General features: G+C 59.0%; 13 protein-coding genes. 8 read left to right on the top strand and 5 right to left on the bottom strand.

The features are described from left to right. Positions 1-21: 21 nt before the first annotated feature. Complete coding sequence (locus LOC68_RS02330; protein ID WP_230215224.1) at positions 22-3,864, top strand: PVC-type heme-binding CxxCH protein; 3,843 nt, start codon at positions 22-24, stop codon at positions 3,862-3,864. A 245-nt stretch (positions 3,865-4,109) separates the two neighbouring features. Beyond that, the gene (locus tag LOC68_RS02335) at positions 4,110-5,459 is read left to right on the top strand and encodes an arylsulfatase (protein ID WP_230215226.1); all 1,350 of its coding nucleotides are present in this window, start codon (positions 4,110-4,112) and stop codon (positions 5,457-5,459) included. A gap of 9 nt (positions 5,460-5,468) precedes the next feature. Here LOC68_RS02335 and LOC68_RS02340 read toward each other — a convergent pair whose 3' ends face one another. From LOC68_RS02340 to LOC68_RS02355, 4 genes are all read right to left on the bottom strand, one after another. Further along, positions 5,469-8,837 carry a peroxidase family protein gene (locus LOC68_RS02340; RefSeq protein WP_230215228.1) on the bottom strand — a complete coding sequence of 1,123 codons (3,369 nt, stop codon included), beginning with the start codon at positions 8,835-8,837 and terminating at the stop codon, positions 5,469-5,471. A gap of 524 nt (positions 8,838-9,361) precedes the next feature. After that, complete coding sequence (locus tag LOC68_RS02345) at positions 9,362-9,805, bottom strand: hypothetical protein (protein WP_230215230.1); 444 nt, start codon at positions 9,803-9,805, stop codon at positions 9,362-9,364. Positions 9,806-9,957: 152 nt separating this feature from the next. Then, entirely contained in the window at positions 9,958-10,965 is a 1,008-nt protein-coding gene (locus LOC68_RS02350) for a DUF1559 domain-containing protein (protein ID WP_230215231.1), read from the bottom strand. Positions 10,966-11,338: 373 nt separating this feature from the next. Next, positions 11,339-12,532: an AraC family transcriptional regulator gene (locus LOC68_RS02355; protein ID WP_230215233.1), complete on the bottom strand. Its 1,194-nt coding sequence runs from the start codon at positions 12,530-12,532 to the stop codon at positions 11,339-11,341. Between the two features lie 383 nt (positions 12,533-12,915). On the opposite strand from LOC68_RS02355, the gene LOC68_RS02360 reads away from it, so the two are divergent. The 3 genes from LOC68_RS02360 to LOC68_RS02370 all read left to right on the top strand — a co-directional run bounded on the left by LOC68_RS02360 (position 12,916) and on the right by LOC68_RS02370 (position 15,842). Next, entirely contained in the window at positions 12,916-14,220 is a 1,305-nt protein-coding gene (locus LOC68_RS02360; RefSeq protein WP_230215242.1) for a carcinine hydrolase/isopenicillin-N N-acyltransferase family protein, read from the top strand. A 58-nt stretch (positions 14,221-14,278) separates the two neighbouring features. Next, on the top strand, positions 14,279-15,082 hold the full coding sequence (locus LOC68_RS02365) for a BPL-N domain-containing protein (RefSeq protein WP_230215244.1): 804 nt from the start codon (positions 14,279-14,281) through the stop codon (positions 15,080-15,082). 61 nt (positions 15,083-15,143) lie between these two features. Continuing rightward, positions 15,144-15,842, top strand: coding sequence for a hypothetical protein (locus LOC68_RS02370; RefSeq protein WP_230215246.1), 699 nt, complete (start codon positions 15,144-15,146; stop codon positions 15,840-15,842). A gap of 37 nt (positions 15,843-15,879) precedes the next feature. On the opposite strand, the gene LOC68_RS02375 is transcribed toward LOC68_RS02370, so the two are convergent. After that, positions 15,880-16,365 (bottom strand): VOC family protein, encoded by a 486-nt coding sequence (locus tag LOC68_RS02375; protein WP_230215248.1) that lies wholly within the window; start codon positions 16,363-16,365, stop codon positions 15,880-15,882. Positions 16,366-16,823: 458 nt separating this feature from the next. Between LOC68_RS02375 and LOC68_RS02380 the strand changes: the two genes are divergently transcribed. The 3 genes from LOC68_RS02380 (at position 16,824) to LOC68_RS02390 (ending at position 20,148) form a co-directional block, all read left to right on the top strand. Then, positions 16,824-17,762, top strand: a complete 939-nt coding sequence (locus LOC68_RS02380) for a YybH family protein (RefSeq protein ID WP_230215250.1) — start codon at positions 16,824-16,826, stop codon at positions 17,760-17,762. 38 nt (positions 17,763-17,800) lie between these two features. After that, positions 17,801-19,384: a protocadherin gene (locus LOC68_RS02385; protein ID WP_230215253.1), complete on the top strand. Its 1,584-nt coding sequence runs from the start codon at positions 17,801-17,803 to the stop codon at positions 19,382-19,384. 104 nt (positions 19,385-19,488) lie between these two features. Then, complete coding sequence (locus LOC68_RS02390) at positions 19,489-20,148, top strand: hypothetical protein (RefSeq protein WP_230215262.1); 660 nt, start codon at positions 19,489-19,491, stop codon at positions 20,146-20,148. Positions 20,149-20,175 lie beyond the last annotated feature (27 nt).

The following is a 20,175-nucleotide window of genomic DNA, read 5'->3' on the forward strand; positions in this document are numbered from 1 at the left end:
ACCCACCAAACGCCCCATAAAATGAAACATCTTACCTGCCTGCTGAGCGCCTTTGCGCTAATCGGAATGGGTCTCGCATCGACTGCGAATGCTCAGAGATGCCTCCTCCCCAACTTCGAGGTAAAACTCCTTTCTCAGGTCCCCGAAATCGAACATCCGTCGGTCGTAACCTGCGATGAAAAAGGAAATTTGTTCGTCGGGCTCGATCCGATGGATATGCGTGGTCCAGCCACCAAAGAGTTCGATCAAATCGTCCGCTTTGAGATGGACGCCGACGGCAACCCGGTCCGCAAGACCGTCTTCTGCGAAGATCTGGCGGCCGTCTTCGGCATGATCTGGCATGACGGCGCTCTCTATGTGCTGCACGCGCCTCACTACACGATGTTTCGCGATACCAACGGCGACGGCGTCGCCGACGAGCGAATAGAGCTCGCCGACGGCTTCGGTCCTCCGGCCGGCGTCTATGGCTTCAACGACCACATCGTGACCGGCACCCACCTTGGAATGGATGGTCGCGTCTATATCAGCATCGGCGACAAAGGGGTTCCCAAAGCGGTTGGCGCCGATGGTTCGACGGTCACCTTGGAAGGGGGCGGCATCGTCCGGATGAAGCTGGACGGTACGGAACTGGAGATCGTCTCTTCCGGCACGCGTAACCACTTGGACGTGGCGATGGACTCGCTCGACAACATGTTCACCTACGACAACACCGACGACGGCGTCGGCTGGTGGACCCGCTTCACGCATCATGTCCCGACTGGCTACTTTGGCTATCCGTACGACTACCATCCCCATCCGGAACGTCATCTCCCCCGCATCTCGGAACATGGGGGAGGTTCGCCGGTCGGCGCCGACGCCTATCGCGAAGCGGCGTGGCCTGCCGATCTGGTCGACGTGCCGTTCATGTGCGAATGGGGAAAACAAAAGGTGCAGCTCTTCCGTCTGACCCGCGACGGCGCCACCTTCACGGCGCAGATGGAAGACTTCCTCGTTCCGGACGAAACCGGCGAACCGTTCCGTCCGCAAGACCTCTGCTTTAGCCCCAACGGCAAGCATATGTACGTCGCCGACTGGAACTACAACGGCTGGGTCAACGCCGCCGTCAAAGGACGACTCTACCGCGTCACCTACACCGGCGACAAACCGGCGGTCTCCAAAGAACCGGCTCACGCTCCGCTGCAAGGCGCTACCACCGCCCAGTGGATCGGTTCGCTCGCTCATCCGTCGCACGCCGAACGGATGCGGGCCGAATTCGCCATCGCCCGCTCGGCCGACGCTGTTCGTCGGGCGAACAAGTTGATCACCGACGCCAGCGCCGCTCCGCTCGCCAAGATCCACGCCATCTGGGCCGGTTCGGTACACAGCGAAAGCGACGCGATCCCAGCCGCCGACAAAGTCGATTCAACCCCCGTTTGGATATCCGCACTGAACGACGCCAACGGCGACGTTCGGGCTCAAGCGGCCCGCGCCCTGGGCCTGCATCGTACGCAGCAGGCAACCCAGGCGCTCGCCCAGCATCTGCAAAATGACGGCGATGCGACCGTTCGCTTGCAGTGTGCCGTCGCCCTCGGCCGAATCGGCGATGTGCTGGCGGAGAAAAAGTGGCGGAACGTCGACAGCATCGAGTCTGGCGTCATTCGGGCTCGGGAAGACGACAAGAATTACATCTGGCCGACGCAAGGAAATCGCGATCTAGCGAAGCTCCTCTGGCCGGCCCTCGCGGACGAAGATCCGACCGTCCGCCACGTGACGATGCAGGCCTTGCGTCTGGTCAACAATTGGCAAGACGCCCCGGAATACTTGAAAGACGACAAGACCGCCGCGACCGCGCTGGTCACCCTGACCGGCGTCTATGATCTCGACGCGATCGAAACGCTGCGGCAGTTTGCTCTCACCGGTTCGAATTCTGCCGAACAAGCCAAAGCGGTCGCCGCTTTGAAAGAAGTCTATAAGCAGTCCCAACCGTATGAAAAAGGATGGTGGGGAACGCAGCCTGCCCGCGGCAAACCGGCCCGCAGCAAGAATATCGCCTGGTCGGGGACCGAACCGGTCGCTGCGACTTTCCGCGACGTGCTGAACGCGTCGCAGGTTAGCGAGGTTCGCCTGGCCGCGATCGAAGCGCTGCAAGACGTTCAAGACGAACAATGCATCGAACTCCTCCGTCAGATCGCCGCGAGCGGCAAATCGGCCGATGAGTCGACCGCTGCGATCATGGCGCTCGCCCAGCTGAAAGACCGCGCGTCGGCCGAACTTTTCGCGTCAATCGCCGGCAATGACAAACTGGCCGACGCCACTCGCCGCGAAGCGATTCGGGGCCTGGCGATTCTCGGTTCCGACACCGCCATCGACCAGTTGTTGGCAATTACCGCTTCCAGCGGCGGAACTCCCGAACTGAAAATCGTCGCCTTGGAAACATTGAGCACCCTCAAGAACGCCAAGTCGGTTGATCCGGTTCGCAAGCTGCTGGCGGACGGAACGCCGGCGATTCGCGCCTCGGCGATCAAGGCGCTCGGCCACATTCAAGGGGCGGACGCAGTCGCGGCGATTTTGCCGACGCTGAAGGATGAGAACGCTGATGTCCGTAAAGCGGCCCTCAAAACCCTCTCGTCCCTTCAGTCAGCCGAGGCGGTTCCCGCGATGTTGACCGCGGCGGATGATCCGGAAGTTCAGTTTGAAGCGCAGATGGCGCTGGCCGCTGTGCCTGATCGCCGGGCTCTGCCGCATTACATTCGCGGCGTCACCAGCGCGAATCAAGAGCTGCGCACCGCGACGATGAACGCCCTGCTCGCGATTCGCGACTCGATCCGAGACGATATCGTCGCCCTCAACACGACCGGCGAACTGGCCAACAATGCCCGTCGTCCACTGCAGGGCGTCTTCGAAAAGCCAGCGCCGATCCTGAAGTGGGATCTGATCGGCTCGTTCCCGAAAGAAGGGGACAACAGCGAGCCGCCGGGCTTCAACTTTGCGGGGGCGCCTGACCTGGGAGAATCATTCCACGTCGGCACGCGCAGCGTTGCGTGGCAAAAGATCGAAACCCAGGACAAGGATGGCCGCGTTTCGCCGGCCAACTATCTCAAAGGACCGCGCGAAGGAGTTTGGTGTTACGCCTATGCCCCGGTCGAACGCGACGAAGCCGGCCTGGCGACGCTGCAAATCGGCAGTGACGACCAGTTGATGATCTGGGTCAACGGCAAGCAAGTCTACGACTTCAATCGCAACAGCGGCTGGTCGAAGGATCGCGATACGATCAGCGTTGAGTTCAACGCCGGCGTCAATCATCTCTGGCTCCGCTGCGGCAACGACGGCGGACCGTGGGACTTCTCGGTGGCGATCGGCCAGCGCGACAAGAAGCTGGCGTTCCTTTACCAGGATGTTCCCGAGAAGCTCGACATCGCCTCGTTCCGCGACTTCGCCGGCAAGAACTCCGGCGACGTGACTCGCGGCAAGAAGTTCTTTGAGAACACCCAAGGCGCTGCCTGCGTGAAGTGTCACGCCGTCAACGGCGTCGGCGGTAAGGTTGGTCCTGACCTGGTCGGAATTGGCTCGAAGTATCCGCGGGAAGAGCTGATCCGGTCGATCCTCGAACCGTCGCTGCGTATCGCCAACGGTTACGACACCGGCGTCGTGATGACGGTCGACGGCACGGTCGTCACCGGCGTCTTGAAACTGGAAAGCCCCGAAGCGGTCGAACTGATGACCGCCGACGGCAAGACGATTCGCATCGCCGATGACGACATCGAAGACTTCAAGCGCAGCCCGCTGTCGTCGATGCCGAACGGCATTCAGGAAGGAATGCAGCTGCAGGACTTCGCCGATATCGTGTCGTACCTGGAAAGTCTGAAGATTGCGGACAAGCCGTAGTTTCTGACCTGCAAATCTGACGAACGAAAAGCCGCTGGCGCTCGCGCCGGCGGCTTTTTTCTGTCTCATGGTTTGGATGGTCAACGTCGCACCAACCATGGGGAGCGTATTCAACACGTCATTCTTTGTCCGACTTTCCCCAATTCTCCCAACAATTTCCGAGCCTTGCGCATCTAACCTACAATAGAGTTGGTCGCGAAGAAGAAACGCGGCCTGAACTTCGACTTCTGACGAGGGATAACGTTTTGATTGCTGCTCTTAGAATCGACCGTCGTGCGCTGCTGATTGCGGCGACTTTGTCTGTAATCGCGCCGCTTGGGCTGAAAATCTGCAACGCCGCGGAGAAAACCCCCGACCGGCCGAACGTGATCTTTCTGTTGGCGGACGATCTCGGCTACGGCGATCTAGGCTGCTTCGGTCAAAAGCTGATCAAGACGCCGCACATTGATCAGCTGGCTGCCGAGGGGATGCGATTCACCCAGGCGTATGCCGGTTCGACCGTCTGCGCTCCGGCTCGCTGCTCGCTGATGACCGGTCTGCATACCGGGCATAGTGCGATTCGGGGCAATAAGGAACTCCCCGGCGAAGGGCAAACCCCGATGCCCGGCGACACCTTTACGATCGCCCAACTGATGAAGCAGGCCGGCTACGCCACCGGACTGATCGGCAAATGGGGTCTTGGCTATCCCGGGTCGGAAAGTACGCCCAACAAAATGGGCTTCGACTATTTCTATGGATACAACTGCCAGCGCCAGGCGCATGAATACTACCCAGAATACCTGTGGCGGAACGACGACAAGGTGATGCTACTCGGCAAAGAGTACTCGCACGACCTGATGGCGGACGAGATGTTGCAGTTCGTCAAGCAGCATCAGGAAGAGCCCTTCTTTCTGTACGTCGCGTTCACCATTCCTCACTCGAAGCTGCAAGTGCCAGAGCTGGGTGAGTACGAAGACAAAGAGTGGAGCGATCCCGAGAAAAAGGTGGCGGCGATGATCACCCGGATGGACAAGGATGTCGGCCGCTTGATGAGCCTCTTGAAAGAGTTGAAGCTCGACGACAACACGCTCGTCTTCTTCGCCAGCGATAACGGAGCGGCGCATAACTTCAAGCGATTTGATCACTCGGGCCCGCTGAAAGGTCGCAAGCGTTCGATGTACGAAGGGGGAATTCGCTCGCCCAGCATCGCACGTTGGCCCGGTCACATTCCGGCCGGCGTCGTCAGCGAGCAAATCTGGTCGTTCTGGGACATGATGCCGACCTTGGCCGATCTCACCCAGCAGAAGCTGAAAGTCGAAACCGACGGGATCTCCTTCTTGCCGGCGATGGTCGAGAACCGCGTCGTCGAACACCCGCCCCTTTACTGGGAGTTCCACGAAGGCGGCTTCTCGCAAGGGGCGCGGATCGGCGACTGGAAAGCGGTACGCACCGGAGTCGGAAAGCCGATCGAGATTTACGATCTCACCCAGGATATCGGCGAAGAGCGTAATCTGGCCGCCGAGCGTCCCGAGCTGGTGAAACAGTTCGCCGCTTATCTCGATTCGGCCCGCGTCGATTCCGATAACTGGAAGGTAAAAGCGAAGCCGAAGCGTTAACCGCTGCGGCTAGACGATTTCTTCCATGCTGGTATCTTCCGCAAACACCTGGTCGACATCCTCGTCGGCCAGGTTCTCCGAATCGGTTGATTCTCCTTCGAGCAAGTCGATCAACGAGAGGACCTCGTCGACATACTCGCTGCTGAAGTAGACCGAGCTGCCGACCATCTCGAAGTATTCGATTCCGGCCGCCAACACTTGCGAGAACTGCGAGTTGCCGGAGACGACCGCCCGTTGGAACGAGAAGCTGTACGCCGTGAATGGGTTGCCGGCAGGATCGGTGAAGGCGCTGCCGAACACGACCGAGAAGCTGGTATCCGGCAGCGACCCGCTCAGATCGAAGCTGAAGATCCGCGTCAAATTATTCCAGCGCGGATTGAGCGGCGTGACGATGCCGGAGATATTCCCGATGACGGTCATCGCCGCCAGGATATCGGAGAGCGGCGCGAATTCGTTCAGCTGCACCTGAAGGGTGAAGTTGCTGGTGTTGGCGCTAACGACCAGGCCGTCGGAGCTCGGCCCGGTTGCGACGACGTGCGGCGCGATCGTATCTAGCGTCAATGTCAGCTTGCGGGTGAGCGTCTGACCGAACTCGTCGGTCGCGGTCACGATGACGTGATTCGCTCCTTCGGTCAGCGTCACGTCGAAGCCGTAGCTCGCCCCATTTTCGTACATGCCGGCGATCATTTGCCCGTCGATCACGCCGTCACCGTTGACGTCAACGGTGACCAGCGCACCCGGCGTGGCGACGCCGCACAGATGCACCATCGCGGTCGAAGTGATTCCATCGCCGAGAATGCCGGTATCGGAGGCGGGATCCAATTGCGCCGACAAGTAGATCGGCTGCAGCGTGGTGCCGCTCCAAAGGTTACCGGCCATATATTCGATGTCCGATTCGGTCAGAAAACCGTCGAGATCGACATCGAATCGCGAAAGTAAGTAGTTGCTGGCGCTACCGGAGATGCTGGACGCAATCGCGTGCTCCAAGGCTCTGACGACATTCAGAACACTGACCGTACCGCCCCCTTCCGAATCTCCAGTGAGCAAGGCCTGCAAAATGAAGCTGCCGGTCGTTCCATTCTGGCCGGTGACGACGATGTGATAATCGCCGGGAGTCAGGTTGGCCATGACGAAGCTGGAGTTGCCGTCGCTGGGCGTATTTTGCCAGACGATGCTCCGCGGAACGAGCTGTCCCTGTGAATTAAAAATCAAAACCGCCGCTGGATCGAGCGAACTCCCTCCAGTCGCGATCACCTTCCAGCCGATCTTGATCCCACCTTCAGCCATGCTGAAGTCGCTGGCCGAAACGGAAATGTCGAACGTCTGCGGCAGTCCCGGAAACTTGATATCGCCCGAGAAGTGGGCGAATACGTGCCCCGATTCCGATTCGTCCTGCGCAAGTTGGATCGCAGGGAGAATGACGTTTTCGGCGCCGGAGTAAACCTCGTGCCCCAGCAAAACGTTCACCTTGCCGGAGGTGTACTCGTAGGTGACGTTGGTCACCGGGTCGACGTAAGCGGAGCCGTCGATGTTCAGATCGTTGCTGACGCCGCCGGGGGTCAAATCGAGGTCGTGATCAAGCAACTGTCCCCAGAAGACGAAGAAGCCGCTCGTTCCCCCGGAGTTTGGAACCGACGCCGACTGGGCCATGACGGTATTGCTGATCTCGCGCGTGCCGGGACGATCGGCGCCGGCCGGCGTAAAGTAACCGTCGCCGTAGGAGACGGTGAAGTTTAGCGCGAGATTGTCATTCGTCGCCCCGGCGCTCGGATCAAGCAAATTGTTACCGGAGCCGTCCGCAGTTCGGTAGTCGGTCGAAACGATCGTCGCCAACGTAGGATTGGCGGTCGGCGACGTCCCGGCTCCGCTCAGCAAAAATGCGTTGGAGTTCATTCCGGTGATCGACGTGTTTCGCTCGATCAACGACGTCAGCGTGGTCCCTTGGATTAGCGCCAATTCAGCGGCGGTAAACTGACCGTTTTCAAAGTAAAAGCGGTCGCCGTCCCGAGAGCGTTCAAACTGGTCGGCGATGATCTTCTGGAAGAGAGGACCAACTTGGGCGCCGGCGACGTGATCTTCGGCGATGCCGCCGACCCATACGTCGATCAAGTCGACGTCACCATAAGCCGCTTCCAAACGCATCGCGACGACAGGATCGGACGTAATCTCGCTGAACGAGGTGACGGCCGGGAGACCGAAATCAAGCCGCGCCTGGTTATAGCTGGGCAAGCCAAAATCGCGACCGCGCTGAATATTAATTGCGGGCAGGTCGAGTCCGCCGGCGCCGGGCGGGCCGAACAGGAAGTTCCGCACGTCGTCGATCACGAAAGCGTCGATCTCTTCTGATTGGCTCTGGAACAAACCTCGCAAATAGGGTTCGATACCGTCATCGGCAACCGCTTGTGGATTGAAGAACGCAAACTTCAGCTCTAGCGATCCGCCAGGTAATGAATCGAGGTTCTCGTCCAGACGCTGGATCTCACTGAACAACTGCGTGTGTCCAACGCGGTAAGCGGCGCTGGAGAATATTGCGCTCACGGCGGGATCTACCGCGTCATCGTAGCCGGAATACGTCGGCAAAGCGTTCGTACCAAGCATGATCGGCAGATATTCGTAATAGGTAATCTGCTGCACGATCCCGCCAACCAGGCGGCGCGCTTGCTGGTAGATCTCTTCATCGGTCAGCGAAGGACTCGCCGTTTTGATTTCGTCGGCCAGGCGATTGTGCTCGCGCACCAGCAGCGTGTGAAGCGACGTGAGAGCGACGTTTTCGTTGGCCCGCACGTCGCCGCCGACGAACAAGCTCGCTGCGTCGTACGGACCCGCGTTGTCATTGTCGAGCATGCCGTCCGGGAACGTCGCCAGATTGTTGAGCGGCAGCAGTTCGCCGTCGCTCGTCTTCAGCTTGCCGTCCACAAACGTGCGCAGCGCCGCGGCGCGATCAGCATCGCTCCCATAGACCATGCTCGCGTCGAGGAAGCTGGTGATCAGGTTTTGATGTTGCAGCGGATTGGCCACGCTATCGCCGGTCGTCCCATCGTACCGAGCGCGCTGCATCGGTATGGTGACGGTTCCCGTGTTATACGGATCAAAGTAGGGATCGCCTGCCGGAACGGGAATATTGAAAGAGTCGGTGGGTAAGGCGCTCCAGGGCAACTCGATGGTGAAAAAGCCTTGCGAGTCGGTCACCGTCATGCGACCAGCCAACTCGACCGGTACGCCTGCGAGCGGCTCGTTGTTCTCGCTGAGGATTTGCCCCGTGATCAACGTGCTGGAGCCGGCCGGTCCCAGCTCGGTCGCGTCTTCGCCAAGCTGCGCCACGGCGAACATGGCCCGCTGTTCGAGCTGCTCGTATCGAACTTCGGAAACCGTTTCCATCCAACGTCGGTTTCGGGGTGACCTTCGCATCTGACTTCGCTTCCAATTTTGACTCGGGGAGGACAAACCAGGTGACTCAATCGCAAGCAACTTCATCCGGCGCGCTGACGCTGCGGATCAAAGTGGGTCAAGAAGCGGGATCGTGACCGTGTGCCGGGAGAGATGGCTCCGCGAACCTGAGAATCAACGACGTTTACCACTGCGGGAAACATGAAAGCTTCCTCGGCAAAAAAGGGTACGTCTGGGGGGTGTCATATAGAACTGATCATATAAAACCCCTCTTAAGCAAGCAATAGGCTGGCGGTAATAACCCGCAAATTTTACCTGACATTCCCAACCGCACCATTCACTCGGACTATTGGGGGGAATCAAGAGAGAAGTCGAACCTGAGAAGGCGTTCGACCATTCGAGGCGAAATCAGCCTCATTACCTAAGGGCAAACGTGAAGAATGCGTGAAGCTGAGTTCAACGCGGCCGCGATTCGTCAATTCGAACCGCGGCTCGGCGACGTTGCTGTGAAGCGCCTATTGCTCGCTCTCTTGAGCCAACCAATCGGAAGCTTTGCGCGACGGCTTGCTGACCAGATTGAAATCGAATTGCCGTCCCTCTTTCGCATCGACAGTCACGGCGGCGACTCCTTTTTCGCTGTAGATCTTCGGAATCGTCACCTTCTTGCCGGACCCGCCAAATGAGGTTTTGTCAGTCATAAAGATCTTGGCCGTGTAGTTCCCTGGAGAAGCTCCCTTACCATAGCGCCGCGTCGACAACTCATATTTCCCTTCGGCGTCGGTAATCCCAAACGCCATCGGCAATTCGTCCGATTGAAACGCAACTTCGACGTTTTCGACCGGTTTCCCCTCCAGCTGAACGATTCCCTGTACCGAAATCGTTTCGATTTGGCTGGAATACATGTTGCAGCCGCTCATGGCGAACAAGGCGCCCAGATAGATCGGCAAGTATCGTTTCATGCGGTTGACTCTTGGCAAGCGAGGTTTGCGGGCGTCGGCTAACGTTACTTCGACGCAAAACTCAGTTCTCCTCGGGCGGCTCTCGGCGTCCGCAATTTGGATCGCCGAGAACGATTTGAACGCGCCTTATGCTCTTGCGTACCGGCCCCGGTTTAGAATTCGCCGACCACTTCGCCGTCATCGCGGACCGCAATCCGGTTGACCAAAGCTGGATCGATGGTCGCGGCGATGAAACGAGCGCTGGCGTCCGCCAGCACGAACTGCGCGCCGCCGCTATGATGCGAACCGAACGCGTTGCTGTTGGTGCCGTTGATGATGTACTCTTTACTGGTCGAACCGCTGGCGATGACTCCGCGGAAGGTTTGAATCGTCGCGACGTTGCTACGGACGCCGGCCGACGAAGCGCCGTTGGCTGTGATGCCGATCCAGACGGCGCCACGATAGTCGATCAACGAGCCGGAGCTGTTGGTCGTTCCGTTCGGACCGTAGGGGACCTCGCCGACCATGACCGTGTTGGTGGTGCCGTCCGTAATATCGCGGAAGCGAACTTTGCTGTTGGGCGAGAAAACGCCATTGCCGCCATCGACGCAACTGCCCGCGTAGTAGGAGCAATTCGGGAGCGTCGAGCTGTAGCTCGCTTGCGTGTTGCGATCGCCGAAGACCCCTTTGTAGGTCGAAAGGCCATGCGCCGGCACGGTCGACGAACTGGGAAGCGACTCGTTCAGGTCGCCGCCCGGGGTGCTCGGACAACGATAGGCGCTGATCGGCGACTGCGAATAGGTGAGAATGCTCGCGTCATCCGAGGCCGGACGCGTGTTAGGGCTGAGCCCGTCGAACCGGTTGTTCTCTTCGATTTGGGGCAGAATCATCGCTCCCCAACCCCAGCCTGGACCATTGAAGGCCGAAACGCTCGAGTCGTCATTGTGACGATAGTATCCGGCCGGAAACGACCCATGAATGTCGTGGTAGTTGTGCAGGGCCAAGCCCATCTGCTTCAGGTTGTTGCGGCACTGCATCCGTCGGGCCGCTTCGCGGGCTTGTTGTACCGCCGGCAAGAGGAGAGCGATCAACACGCCGATGATGGCGATCACGACCAGCAGTTCGACCAGCGTAAACCCGCGACGAGCGGCAGCGGTCTGCGAGAGATTTCGCGAAGTCATCGTTTCCCCTTTTTCCGCATTCGATAAATGGATGGATAAAAAACAAAAAAAGGTCCCAAGCGTCACGGTTTGCTTGCCTGGCAGAGATTAAGTTACGTTCACATTCCGGCCGCTCCTATGGTCGTTCACGCAAAATGATTAACCAATTTTGCAAGGCCGGCTCAGTTTTTTATTTCATCGAGGTCGTCCGCACATTTCTTGGGCGCCAGAGGAACGGCACACGTCAATTCAGTCCGCAGTAGTCGGAACGAAACGATAAAATTCGAAGCCGACGCAGAGTGTAGAAATGCTTGAAAACCAAGCATTTGTCTATCGAGCGCACGTAAAAAAGAGAGTCGTCTGCGCAATACGATCACTTCGCGCGGACTACAAATTAAGAATGCGAAGCGCTGACCGGGTCGTAGTTGCGGCGATATTCGCCGGGGGTCATTCCGGTCATCCGTTTGAAGAAGCGAAGGGTGGCGTTCTCGCAGCTAAAGCCGGATCTCGCGCTGATTTCCGCCAATGAAAGATTCGTCTGGCGCAGATAGTCTTTCAGCACCAACAGCCGCGCATGGCGGATCTCTTCGGCCGGCGTTCGGTTGAGCGCCTTGCGAAAGCGGTCTTCCAGCGAACGCCGCGAGACGTCCAGGTACCGCGTCAGATCCGAGACGTTAATCGCCGTGTCCGAATTCCGTTTGATGAACGCTACGGCGTCTTGAACCATCGCATCGGCCGCAAAAATCGTATCGGTCGACGGCTTTTCGATGATTCCTTCCGGAGCGATGCAGATCGGTTCTTCCCGCGGCGTTCCCCCGGCAATCAGCCGGCGAAGTTCGCGAGCCGCCTCGTATCCGACCAGTTCCGGACGTTGCTGGATATACGAAATTGGCATCGGCGAAAGCTGCGAAATGAGCGGATCATGCTCGACGGCCAGCACGGCGACGTCGTTCGGGACATTGATTCCTTCGGCAGAGCAAGTCAGCATCACTTCCCGGGCGACCAGCGTCGAAAAGGCGACGATTCCGATCGGTTTCGGCAGCGCCCGGACCCATTCGACCAGGCGAGCCCGTTGATAATCGTAGTCGGACGAAGGGGAGGCCGGATCCGGCGAAAAGGCAGAGACCGAAAAGCCGGCCTGGTTCACCACCCGCTCGACCGCCGGCAGCACCGGGTCGCGATAGTTGAAACAGAGGGGCGGACCGATGTAGCCAAAATGCTGAAATCCCCGCTCCACAAAAAAATTACCCGCCAATTGACCGCATCCCTGGGGATCAGCGATCACCTTGGGAAAGCGATTGGAATGTGCGCTGTGCCACGAAACATTGACAGTGGGGAGTTTGTGACACTCGAGCGACTCCTGGACGCGCTCGTCGGAAATCCGCGCAATGATCCCTTCTCCCTTCCAGTCGGACGGCATCAGCGCCTGCGTCTTCATGCCGCGGGGATTCAGCCAGAAGTCCCAGCCGCCGTGCTCGGCTGCAAACCGTGAAATCCCTTCGAGAATCGAGCGACTCCAGTGACTTTCGTTCAAAACCAAGAGCGCGATGCGGAGTCGATCAGGGTATACCGAGAGTCGTTGGATCATGCGGAGTAATTCTTACTCGGTTGAAAATTTGGCCCGTGGGGAACTGGTGAGAGCGGCTGAAAGCTTCCTCCTCCGCCCGAGGATCCAGCCTGCCGTTCCAATCATCGCCTTAGAATAGCAATTCCCGGACCGAAAATGGGTGCGGGTTTCGCCACTAGCCGTTTTTCATGGGTGATGATTCCTTCACACATCGAGTTTCGATTTCGCCATCTGGCCGGAAAAAACGAACATTTTTCTGCGCATAAAATCATTGTGACGATTTCCGCCAAAGCGATACTTCATAAAAAGCAGGCGAGCCTGCACAGAATAAGTGCAGTCGCCTCATTGCCATTACCCACCGATGCGTCTGAACGCTTCCCCCAAACGAACTTCTGGGAACCAACATGGATCGACGAACCTGCGCCCATCCCACATCGATTCTCCTTGGTTTGTTGGCGATGTCGGCAAGCTTGTTGAGCGGCGTCGAAAGCCGAGCTTGCACGACGGCCGTCATCAGCGGCAAAGCGACCATCGACGGTCGGCCGATTCTTTGGAAGAACCGCGACACGACTTCGTCGATTCATAACGAAGTCGCGCTGTTCGAAGAGGGCAAGTACAAAGCGATCGGCATCGTCAACGCCGGCAATCGGGGCGCGATCTGGATGGGGATGAACGAAGCCGGCTTCTGCATCGAGAACTCGGTCAGCCGAGATCTTTCGGTGCAAGGGGAAGGGAAGGGGCCCGGCAACGGCGGCTTGATGAAAAAAGCGCTGCAAACCTGCGCCACCGTCGAAGACTTCGTCAAATTGCTCGAAGAAACGAATCAATCAGGGCGCAGCACCGTCGCCAACTTCGGCGTGATCGACGCTTCCGGCGGCGCAGCGCTCTTTGAAACCGGCCCGAAATCGTACAAGAAGTTCGACGCCAACGATCCCGAAATCGCGCCGAACGGCTACGTCGTTCGCTCCAACTTCTCAACGACTGGACGGAATCTCGACGCGAATCCGACGCCGGAAGAATTAGGCGAAATCTACTCGGCCGAGCGTTACCTGCGAGCTTGCTCGCTGATGAAGATCGAAGATGGCTCAAAGCTCTCGGTGGAACATGTCGTTCGTCGTTGCACGCGCGACATGGCGGCGATTGATGGTCCCCATCCCGGCACCGTCAATTCGCCGGAAGGGAAGCTTCCGGAAACGATCGCCACGACCAATACCATCAGCCGGACGACCACCGTTTCGGCCGCCGTCTTCCAAGGCGTGCTGCCTGGCGAAGACGCCTCGCTGACCACGATGTGGGCGATCCTGGGAGACCCCAAGTTTTCGATCGCCGTTCCTTGCTGGGTCGCCGGCGGAGTCGCCGACGAGTTGGAAGACAAGCGGGGCGGAGAGTTGGGAGAGATTGCGATCTCGCTTCGCGACTGGAACCTGACCCCGGACAAAGATGGCGTTTTCACCCACGCCCTGCCGGGAATCTGGAATGACCTGTGGGCGACCGAAGACGCGCTGCTGGCCGAGACGAAAAAAGTGAAAGAGTCGTGGGCCAAACGCAAGATCGCGCCGGCTGTCGTCGCTCGCTATCACGCAAATAGCGCCAAGCGGGCGATGAAGGCGATGGAAAAAGAATTTGTTGAGACGAAAGAGGCCGCGCTCGCGGTTCCGCAGCCTGCAGTTCCGGCGTTCGCTCCGGAAGCGACGTCGACCAATCCGTAGTGACGTTTCGCGCGGAACCTTCGACTTCCCTTCGATTCTCTCAGGATAAAAATACGCTATGACCTCTCGCTTCCTCCAGATCGTTTCGCTTCGCCTGATTGTTGGCTTGACCCTGTCGCTGGCGGCGGCGCCAGCCATCGCTTTGGCGGAAAAAGACGCCAGCGAATCTTCGAGCGAACTGATTCGCGTCGCGATCTACAGCCACTCGGTTCCTGACGGTCCCACCTCAGGACCGACCAATCTGCAGCGTTTCCTTTCGTCCGAGAATGGCTTCCAAGCGGTCGTCGTCTCGCCTGAGGATATTCGCGGCGGCGTCCTGAAAGACTTCGACGTCTTGGTCATGCCCGGCGGATCGGCCAGTCTGCAGGCCAAGAAGCTGGAAGAGAGCGGCTGCGAAAACGTGAAAAACTTCGTTCGCGAAGGAGGGGGCTATGTCGGCATCTGTGCCGGCGCCTATCTCGCTTCGGCCCAGTATTCGTGGTCGCTGGGGATTGTGAACGCCAAAGTTTGGGATCGTTCCCACTGGGCTCGCGGTACCGGCGAAGTTTCGCTTTGCCTCACTCCGGCCGGCTGCGACGTGTTGCAGTCGAAGAATGCGAACCTCGACGTTTATTACGGTCAGGGCCCATTGCTCGTTCCGCACAATTCGCCGGAACTGCCGGGCTACGAAGTGCTGGCGACCTACAAGACCGAAATCGCGGAGAAGGGGGCTCCAGCGGGGGCGATGGTTGGAACGCACGCGATTATCCGTACGATGTATGAAGATGGTCGCGTTATTTGCTTCAGCCCGCACCCGGAAAAATCGGGCGGTCCCAACTCCATCATGATGGAAGGGATTCGCTGGGCCGGATCGGGGCGCTAATCACGCCGCGAAGTTAGGCGGAACCTGGAATTCGCGTTTTCGTCATCGAGGATCAGTCGTTTTGTTTCGTTCTCGTCACGCTCCGTTGCCGTTGCTTGCAAGTCAAAAGCTGGCGAGCATGCCGTCTCTCTGCACGGCGCGGCATGCAATCGAGTACCACTATCCGTGGTCGATTGACGACTTGTTCGATTCGCCCGGCAAACGATTGCCGCTGATCGGATATGGGAGCCTGATGAATTTGGCCTCGGCGCGACGCTCGCTCAACGCACAATGTTTGGCTTCGGCCAAGCCGGTGATCGTGCTCGGCGCTCGGCGCGTCTACGAATATGTGATGAGTCCGAAAGGACGCGGCGTCTACGGCGACTCCGTCGCGCACGACCAATTCGGCGTTTTGAATGCACAGTCGACCGGCGATCGTTCCGATTGGTTCAACGGCGTGATGTTTCAGGTTGGCGCGGATGATATTCCGGCGCTTCTCTCGCGCGAATCGGCCTACGATTTGATGCCGGCGTGGACTCTCTCTTGGAATGAAGCCTCGCCGCAGCCGTATATCGCCTATTTCCTGTCGTGCCGCCGCACCTCATACGCGGGTCGACAGCTCATAGATTCGCAGATTCTGCCCCATCCGCATTATCATGCGATTTGCGAAGAAGGGTGCCAGGCGATTTCTAAAGACTTTCTGCACGCCTTCCGTACGACGACGTGGGTCCGTCAGTCGCGACTGATCGACGCCGCCGATTACCAATTGGAATCGGCTTAGGCGTCGTCGCTTTTTCAATCGTCGCTCGCCAAGTCGGTTACTTGGCGAACAGATTCCCCAGGTCGCGAAATCCTTTGATTTCGATCGCATTCCCTGACGGATCGAAGAAGAACATCGTTCCTTGTTCGCCCGGTTGGCCGGCAAAGCGGATGTAGGGAGCGATCACAAACTCGATGCCGAGCGACTTCAAGCGTTCGGCAAGTTCCGCCCAAGTTTCTAGGTCAAGTACGACGCCAAAGTGCGGAACAGGAACGCCATGTCCGTCGACTTCGTTATAGGCCGGCGTATCTTTTTTGTTCTTGTTCACGTGGCAGACGAACTGATGACCGAAGAAGTCGAAGTCGACCCAGGTCTCGGCGCTTCGTCCTTCCGGACACCCCAACAGCTCACCATAAAACTGACGTGCTGAGGCCAAGTCATGCACTTGAACCGCCAGGTGAAAGGGGCGAAGCGGCTTGTCGGCTTGCGCGGTAACGGCGCCCGCTGAAACTTGCGTCACATCATCTGCTGAAGAATTCGGCATCGGTGGTTTCTGTGTGGGGTAAATGTTGATTTTTCGCAACCAAGCGAGAGTATCCAAAAGAAAACGCAAGAATCATACCGGCAGATGCTCTATCTAGGCGAAATTACGCATGGAAAACGCCGGATGTTTGCGTAGGTCGGACGCAGCTTAAAACGCGCAGGTTCGTGGTCGGATTCGGGCGCCAAATGAGATTTTTCCAGCAAACTCCCTGAAGATTGTTACGGATGTTCCCTTGGTGCAGATTGGTCGGCCACCGCCGCAAGCGTTCTCCGTCTCATCGCGATTTGTCGCTCCCGCCGCAGGCGGGCGTTTTCTGGCAAATTTGATCTGAAGCGACAAAATTGCTAGTTAGGCGAAACTATGTTTTACTTAACGTAAGCGTCACCCACAGCCGGAGGAGGATGCCGGTTTCTTGGTCGCAGGACTGCGGCGATTCCCCCTCATTATGGATTGCACCCGTGACTACTCTCTTTACAGCGACGCGAGCCGCGTTGCTCGCCGCCCTCTTGTTGCCGATGACCGTATTCGGCGCCGAAGGGGATGCGAAAGAAGCCCCGGTCGCTCAAACCGACCAAAACGAAGACCTCTCTGCGATTCGCGAACAGTCGAAAGCGTTCGTGACCGCCTTTAATGCCGGCGACGCCGCGGCCGTCGCCGCGATGTGGACCGAGCATGGTCAGTATGTCGACGACTCGGGCCGCAGCTACATCGGGCGCAAAGCGATCGAAGCGGCGTATGCCGATCACTTTAAACAGCACCCGGGGATGAAAATCGACCTGAAGATCGATTCGCTTCACTTGCTGAGTGACGAAGCGGCGCTCGAAGAAGGGCGGACGCTCGTCACCCCGGTCTCCGACGGCGACCCAGGTTTTAACGCCTACTCGGCGATTCATGTGAAGATTGACGGCAAGTGGCAGATGGCGTCAGTTCGCGATCGTTGGGTCGCGATGCCTTCGGCCCATCGCAACATCGCTGACCTCGAGTGGCTGATCGGCAAATGGTCTGCGGAAGAGTTTGGCGTGCAAATCGATTCCGAATGCCGCTGGATCGCCAACAAGAGCTTCGTGGAACGGAGTTACACGACGACGAGCCCCGGCGGAGCGAAAGCTTCCGGCGTTCAGCTGATCGGTTGGAATCCAATTCAAGGACGGATTCAATCGTGGAACTTCAGCCCGGACGGAGGTCATGCCGTCGGCTTGTGGACTCCGATCAAAAACGGCTTTGTCGCCGAAATGCGCGGCGTGACCGGCGGCGGACTGCCGACCGAATCGGTCAACACGCTGACCAAACTGGACGACAACGCGTACGTCTGGCAATCGACCGGTCGTTCGATCGGCGGTACGCCTCTTCCCGATACCGGCGAAGTGGTGATCAAGCGTCAAACCTCGCAGCCGTAATTCTCCTCCCCAATTCAAACGCATAACGGATATTAGCCATGAAACGTCATCTTTCCTGGACGGTAACCTGCGGGCTTGTGCTCGCAATCGCCAGCACGCAATGTTGGGCGCGCGGCGGCTTTGGCGGCGGCGGCGGCGGATTCCACGGCAGCATGGGTGGCGGCGGCTTCGGCGGCGGCATGCATGGTGGAATGGGAGGCGGCTTCGGCGGCGGCGGCGGAATGCCTCACGGCGGTAACTTTGGCGGCCTCGGAGGAGGCGGTCTTCCTCACGGCGGCGATTTCGGCGGCCTGGGTGGCGGCGGAGGCAACTTCGGCGGTCTGGGCGGCGGTGGAGGCAACTTCGGCGGACTGGGCGGCGGTGGTCTCGATCACGGCGGAAACTTTGGCGGCCTTGGCGCTGGGGGACTTGGCGCCGGCGGTCTGGGCGCTGGAGGTCTCGGCGGCGGTCTCGACCGCGGCAATTTCGGCGGCCTTGGCGGCGGCGCTGGTCTTGATCGCGGCGGTCTCGGCGCCGGCGCGTTCGGCGGAGCGGCCCCAAGTCGCAGCCAATTGAACAGCTTCCTGGGGCTTCCTTCCGACGGCGGAATGCATGGCCTCGGCACGAACGTGAATCATTACAGCCACGACGGCAACTACTTTGACGTCAACCACGCGTCGGTCGATGGTCCGCGCGGCGGCGCTGCCGCCGGAACGACGGTCACCGGCCCGCGCGACAATACGGTTGGTCGCGGCGCTGCCGTTGGTCCTAATGGCGGCGCAGTCGCGGGACGTGGTTTTGAAGGCGCCGGCGGAGCTGCCGGCGGTCAAGCGGTCGCTCGCGGTCCGCGCGGCGATGTTGCGGCCGGGGGCGCGGTTCGCGGTCCCAACGGCGGAGTCGCCGCTCGCGGCGCGGTGGTCGGGCCTCATGGCGCGGCGGCCGGTTTCGTCCGCGTTTCTCCGTCCGATCGGTATAGCTGCGCCGTCGGCGTTCGCACCAACTTCAATCATTGGGGCGTCTATGGTCCTGGCTGGTACACCAATCATCCTGGCGCCTGGTTCGCCGCGGGTTGGACGGCCGGCTATTGCTGGCGAGCCGCCACTTGGGGTTCGGTCGACGCATGGATGGGCTACTATCCGGTCGCGCCGATCTACTATGATTATGGGAACACGGTCGTCTATCAGAACGATTCGGTTTACGTGAACGGCCAGAGCGTCGGCACGCCGGAACAGTATTACGATTCGGCCAGTACGCTCGCCGAAGATGGCGCTCAGGCCGACGCCTCGTCGGACGGCGATTGGATGCCGCTCGGGGTTTTCGCCCTGTCGAAGTCAGGCGAAACGACCTCGGACGTGACGATCCAATTGGCGGTCAACAAACAAGGGATCATCCGCGGCAACTATACCGACACCACGTCCGGCAAGACGCAAGTGATCCAAGGTTCGGTCGACAAGAAGACGCAGCGCGTTGCGTTCACCGTCGGCGACAATACGAACAACGTCGTCGAGACCGGACTCTACAACCTGACCAAGGATGAAGCGCCGGTTCTGATTCACTTCGGCAAGGACAAGACCGAGCAATGGCTCCTCGTTCGCTTGAAGAAGCCGGACGATTCCAACTCGGAAGATCCCTTGAGCGAATAATCACGTCGCGCTCATCGAAAACTCACAAATCGGCGATCTCTTCGGAGAGCGCCGATTTGCATTCTCCTCCAAGATTCACTTCTCGATCCTAGAGAGTTCGCAAAATGAAACTGATGTGGTATTCGCTCCCGGTCCTCCTCCTTGCAGGCGTCGCCTTGGCGCAGCCGGCCGGCTATCCGCCTCCGGGATACGGCTATCCTTACTATGGCGGCGGCTATCACGCTGCGACCGCCGAAGAATCAGCGATGAATGGGATGGCGAATCTGACGAGCGCTCAAGGTTCGTACAACCTGCAAACCGCTCAAGCCGCCGTCTATGCGACGCAAGCGCAGAGCCAAGAGATCGCCAATCACCAGCAATACGCCAACACTTACTTCCAGATGCGTGAGCAGCGCGACGCCTATGAAGCGACGAAGCGCGTTCACCCATCCGAAGAACAGCTGGCCTATCTCGCCCGCGAAGCGGCGCCGAAACCGCTGACGCCCGACCAGGTCAACGCCGTCAGCGGCCAGGTGAAATGGCCGACCTTGCTGCAATATCCCTCCTTCGAAGCCGAGCGTCAGGAATTGACCTCGCTGTTGGAAAAGAAGGCGACCAACGGCGACCTCGGTTACCAGGACGTCAATGCGTTTATCCAAACGGCGGACGATATGAACGCCAAGTTGAAGAGCGGCATCCAGAAAGTTCCGCCGCAGCAGTATGTCGAAGCGAGCTCCTTCTTGAAGAGCTTACTCTATCAGACCTGCCAGGTTGGTTTGCAGTAATTCATCGACGCCCTCATCCCAGAGATT

This window comes from Blastopirellula sediminis (genome assembly GCF_020966755.1).
In the GTDB taxonomy this organism is placed as follows: domain Bacteria; phylum Planctomycetota; class Planctomycetia; order Pirellulales; family Pirellulaceae; genus Blastopirellula; species Blastopirellula sediminis.

Coding starts and splice junctions, on each gene's coding strand:
- LOC68_RS02355 (WP_230215233.1), bottom strand. CDS start 12,532: ATGATCCAACGACTCTCGGTATACCCTGATCGACTCCGCATCGCGCTC.
- LOC68_RS02385 (WP_230215253.1), top strand. CDS start 17,801: ATGAAACGTCATCTTTCCTGGACGGTAACCTGCGGGCTTGTGCTCGCA.
- LOC68_RS02360 (WP_230215242.1), top strand. CDS start 12,916: ATGGATCGACGAACCTGCGCCCATCCCACATCGATTCTCCTTGGTTTG.
- LOC68_RS02375 (WP_230215248.1), bottom strand. CDS start 16,365: ATGCCGAATTCTTCAGCAGATGATGTGACGCAAGTTTCAGCGGGCGCC.
- LOC68_RS02350 (WP_230215231.1), bottom strand. CDS start 10,965: ATGACTTCGCGAAATCTCTCGCAGACCGCTGCCGCTCGTCGCGGGTTT.
- LOC68_RS02390 (WP_230215262.1), top strand. CDS start 19,489: ATGAAACTGATGTGGTATTCGCTCCCGGTCCTCCTCCTTGCAGGCGTC.
- LOC68_RS02330 (WP_230215224.1), top strand. CDS start 22: ATGAAACATCTTACCTGCCTGCTGAGCGCCTTTGCGCTAATCGGAATG.
- LOC68_RS02345 (WP_230215230.1), bottom strand. CDS start 9,805: ATGAAACGATACTTGCCGATCTATCTGGGCGCCTTGTTCGCCATGAGC.
- LOC68_RS02340 (WP_230215228.1), bottom strand. CDS start 8,837: ATGGAAACGGTTTCCGAAGTTCGATACGAGCAGCTCGAACAGCGGGCC.
- LOC68_RS02365 (WP_230215244.1), top strand. CDS start 14,279: ATGACCTCTCGCTTCCTCCAGATCGTTTCGCTTCGCCTGATTGTTGGC.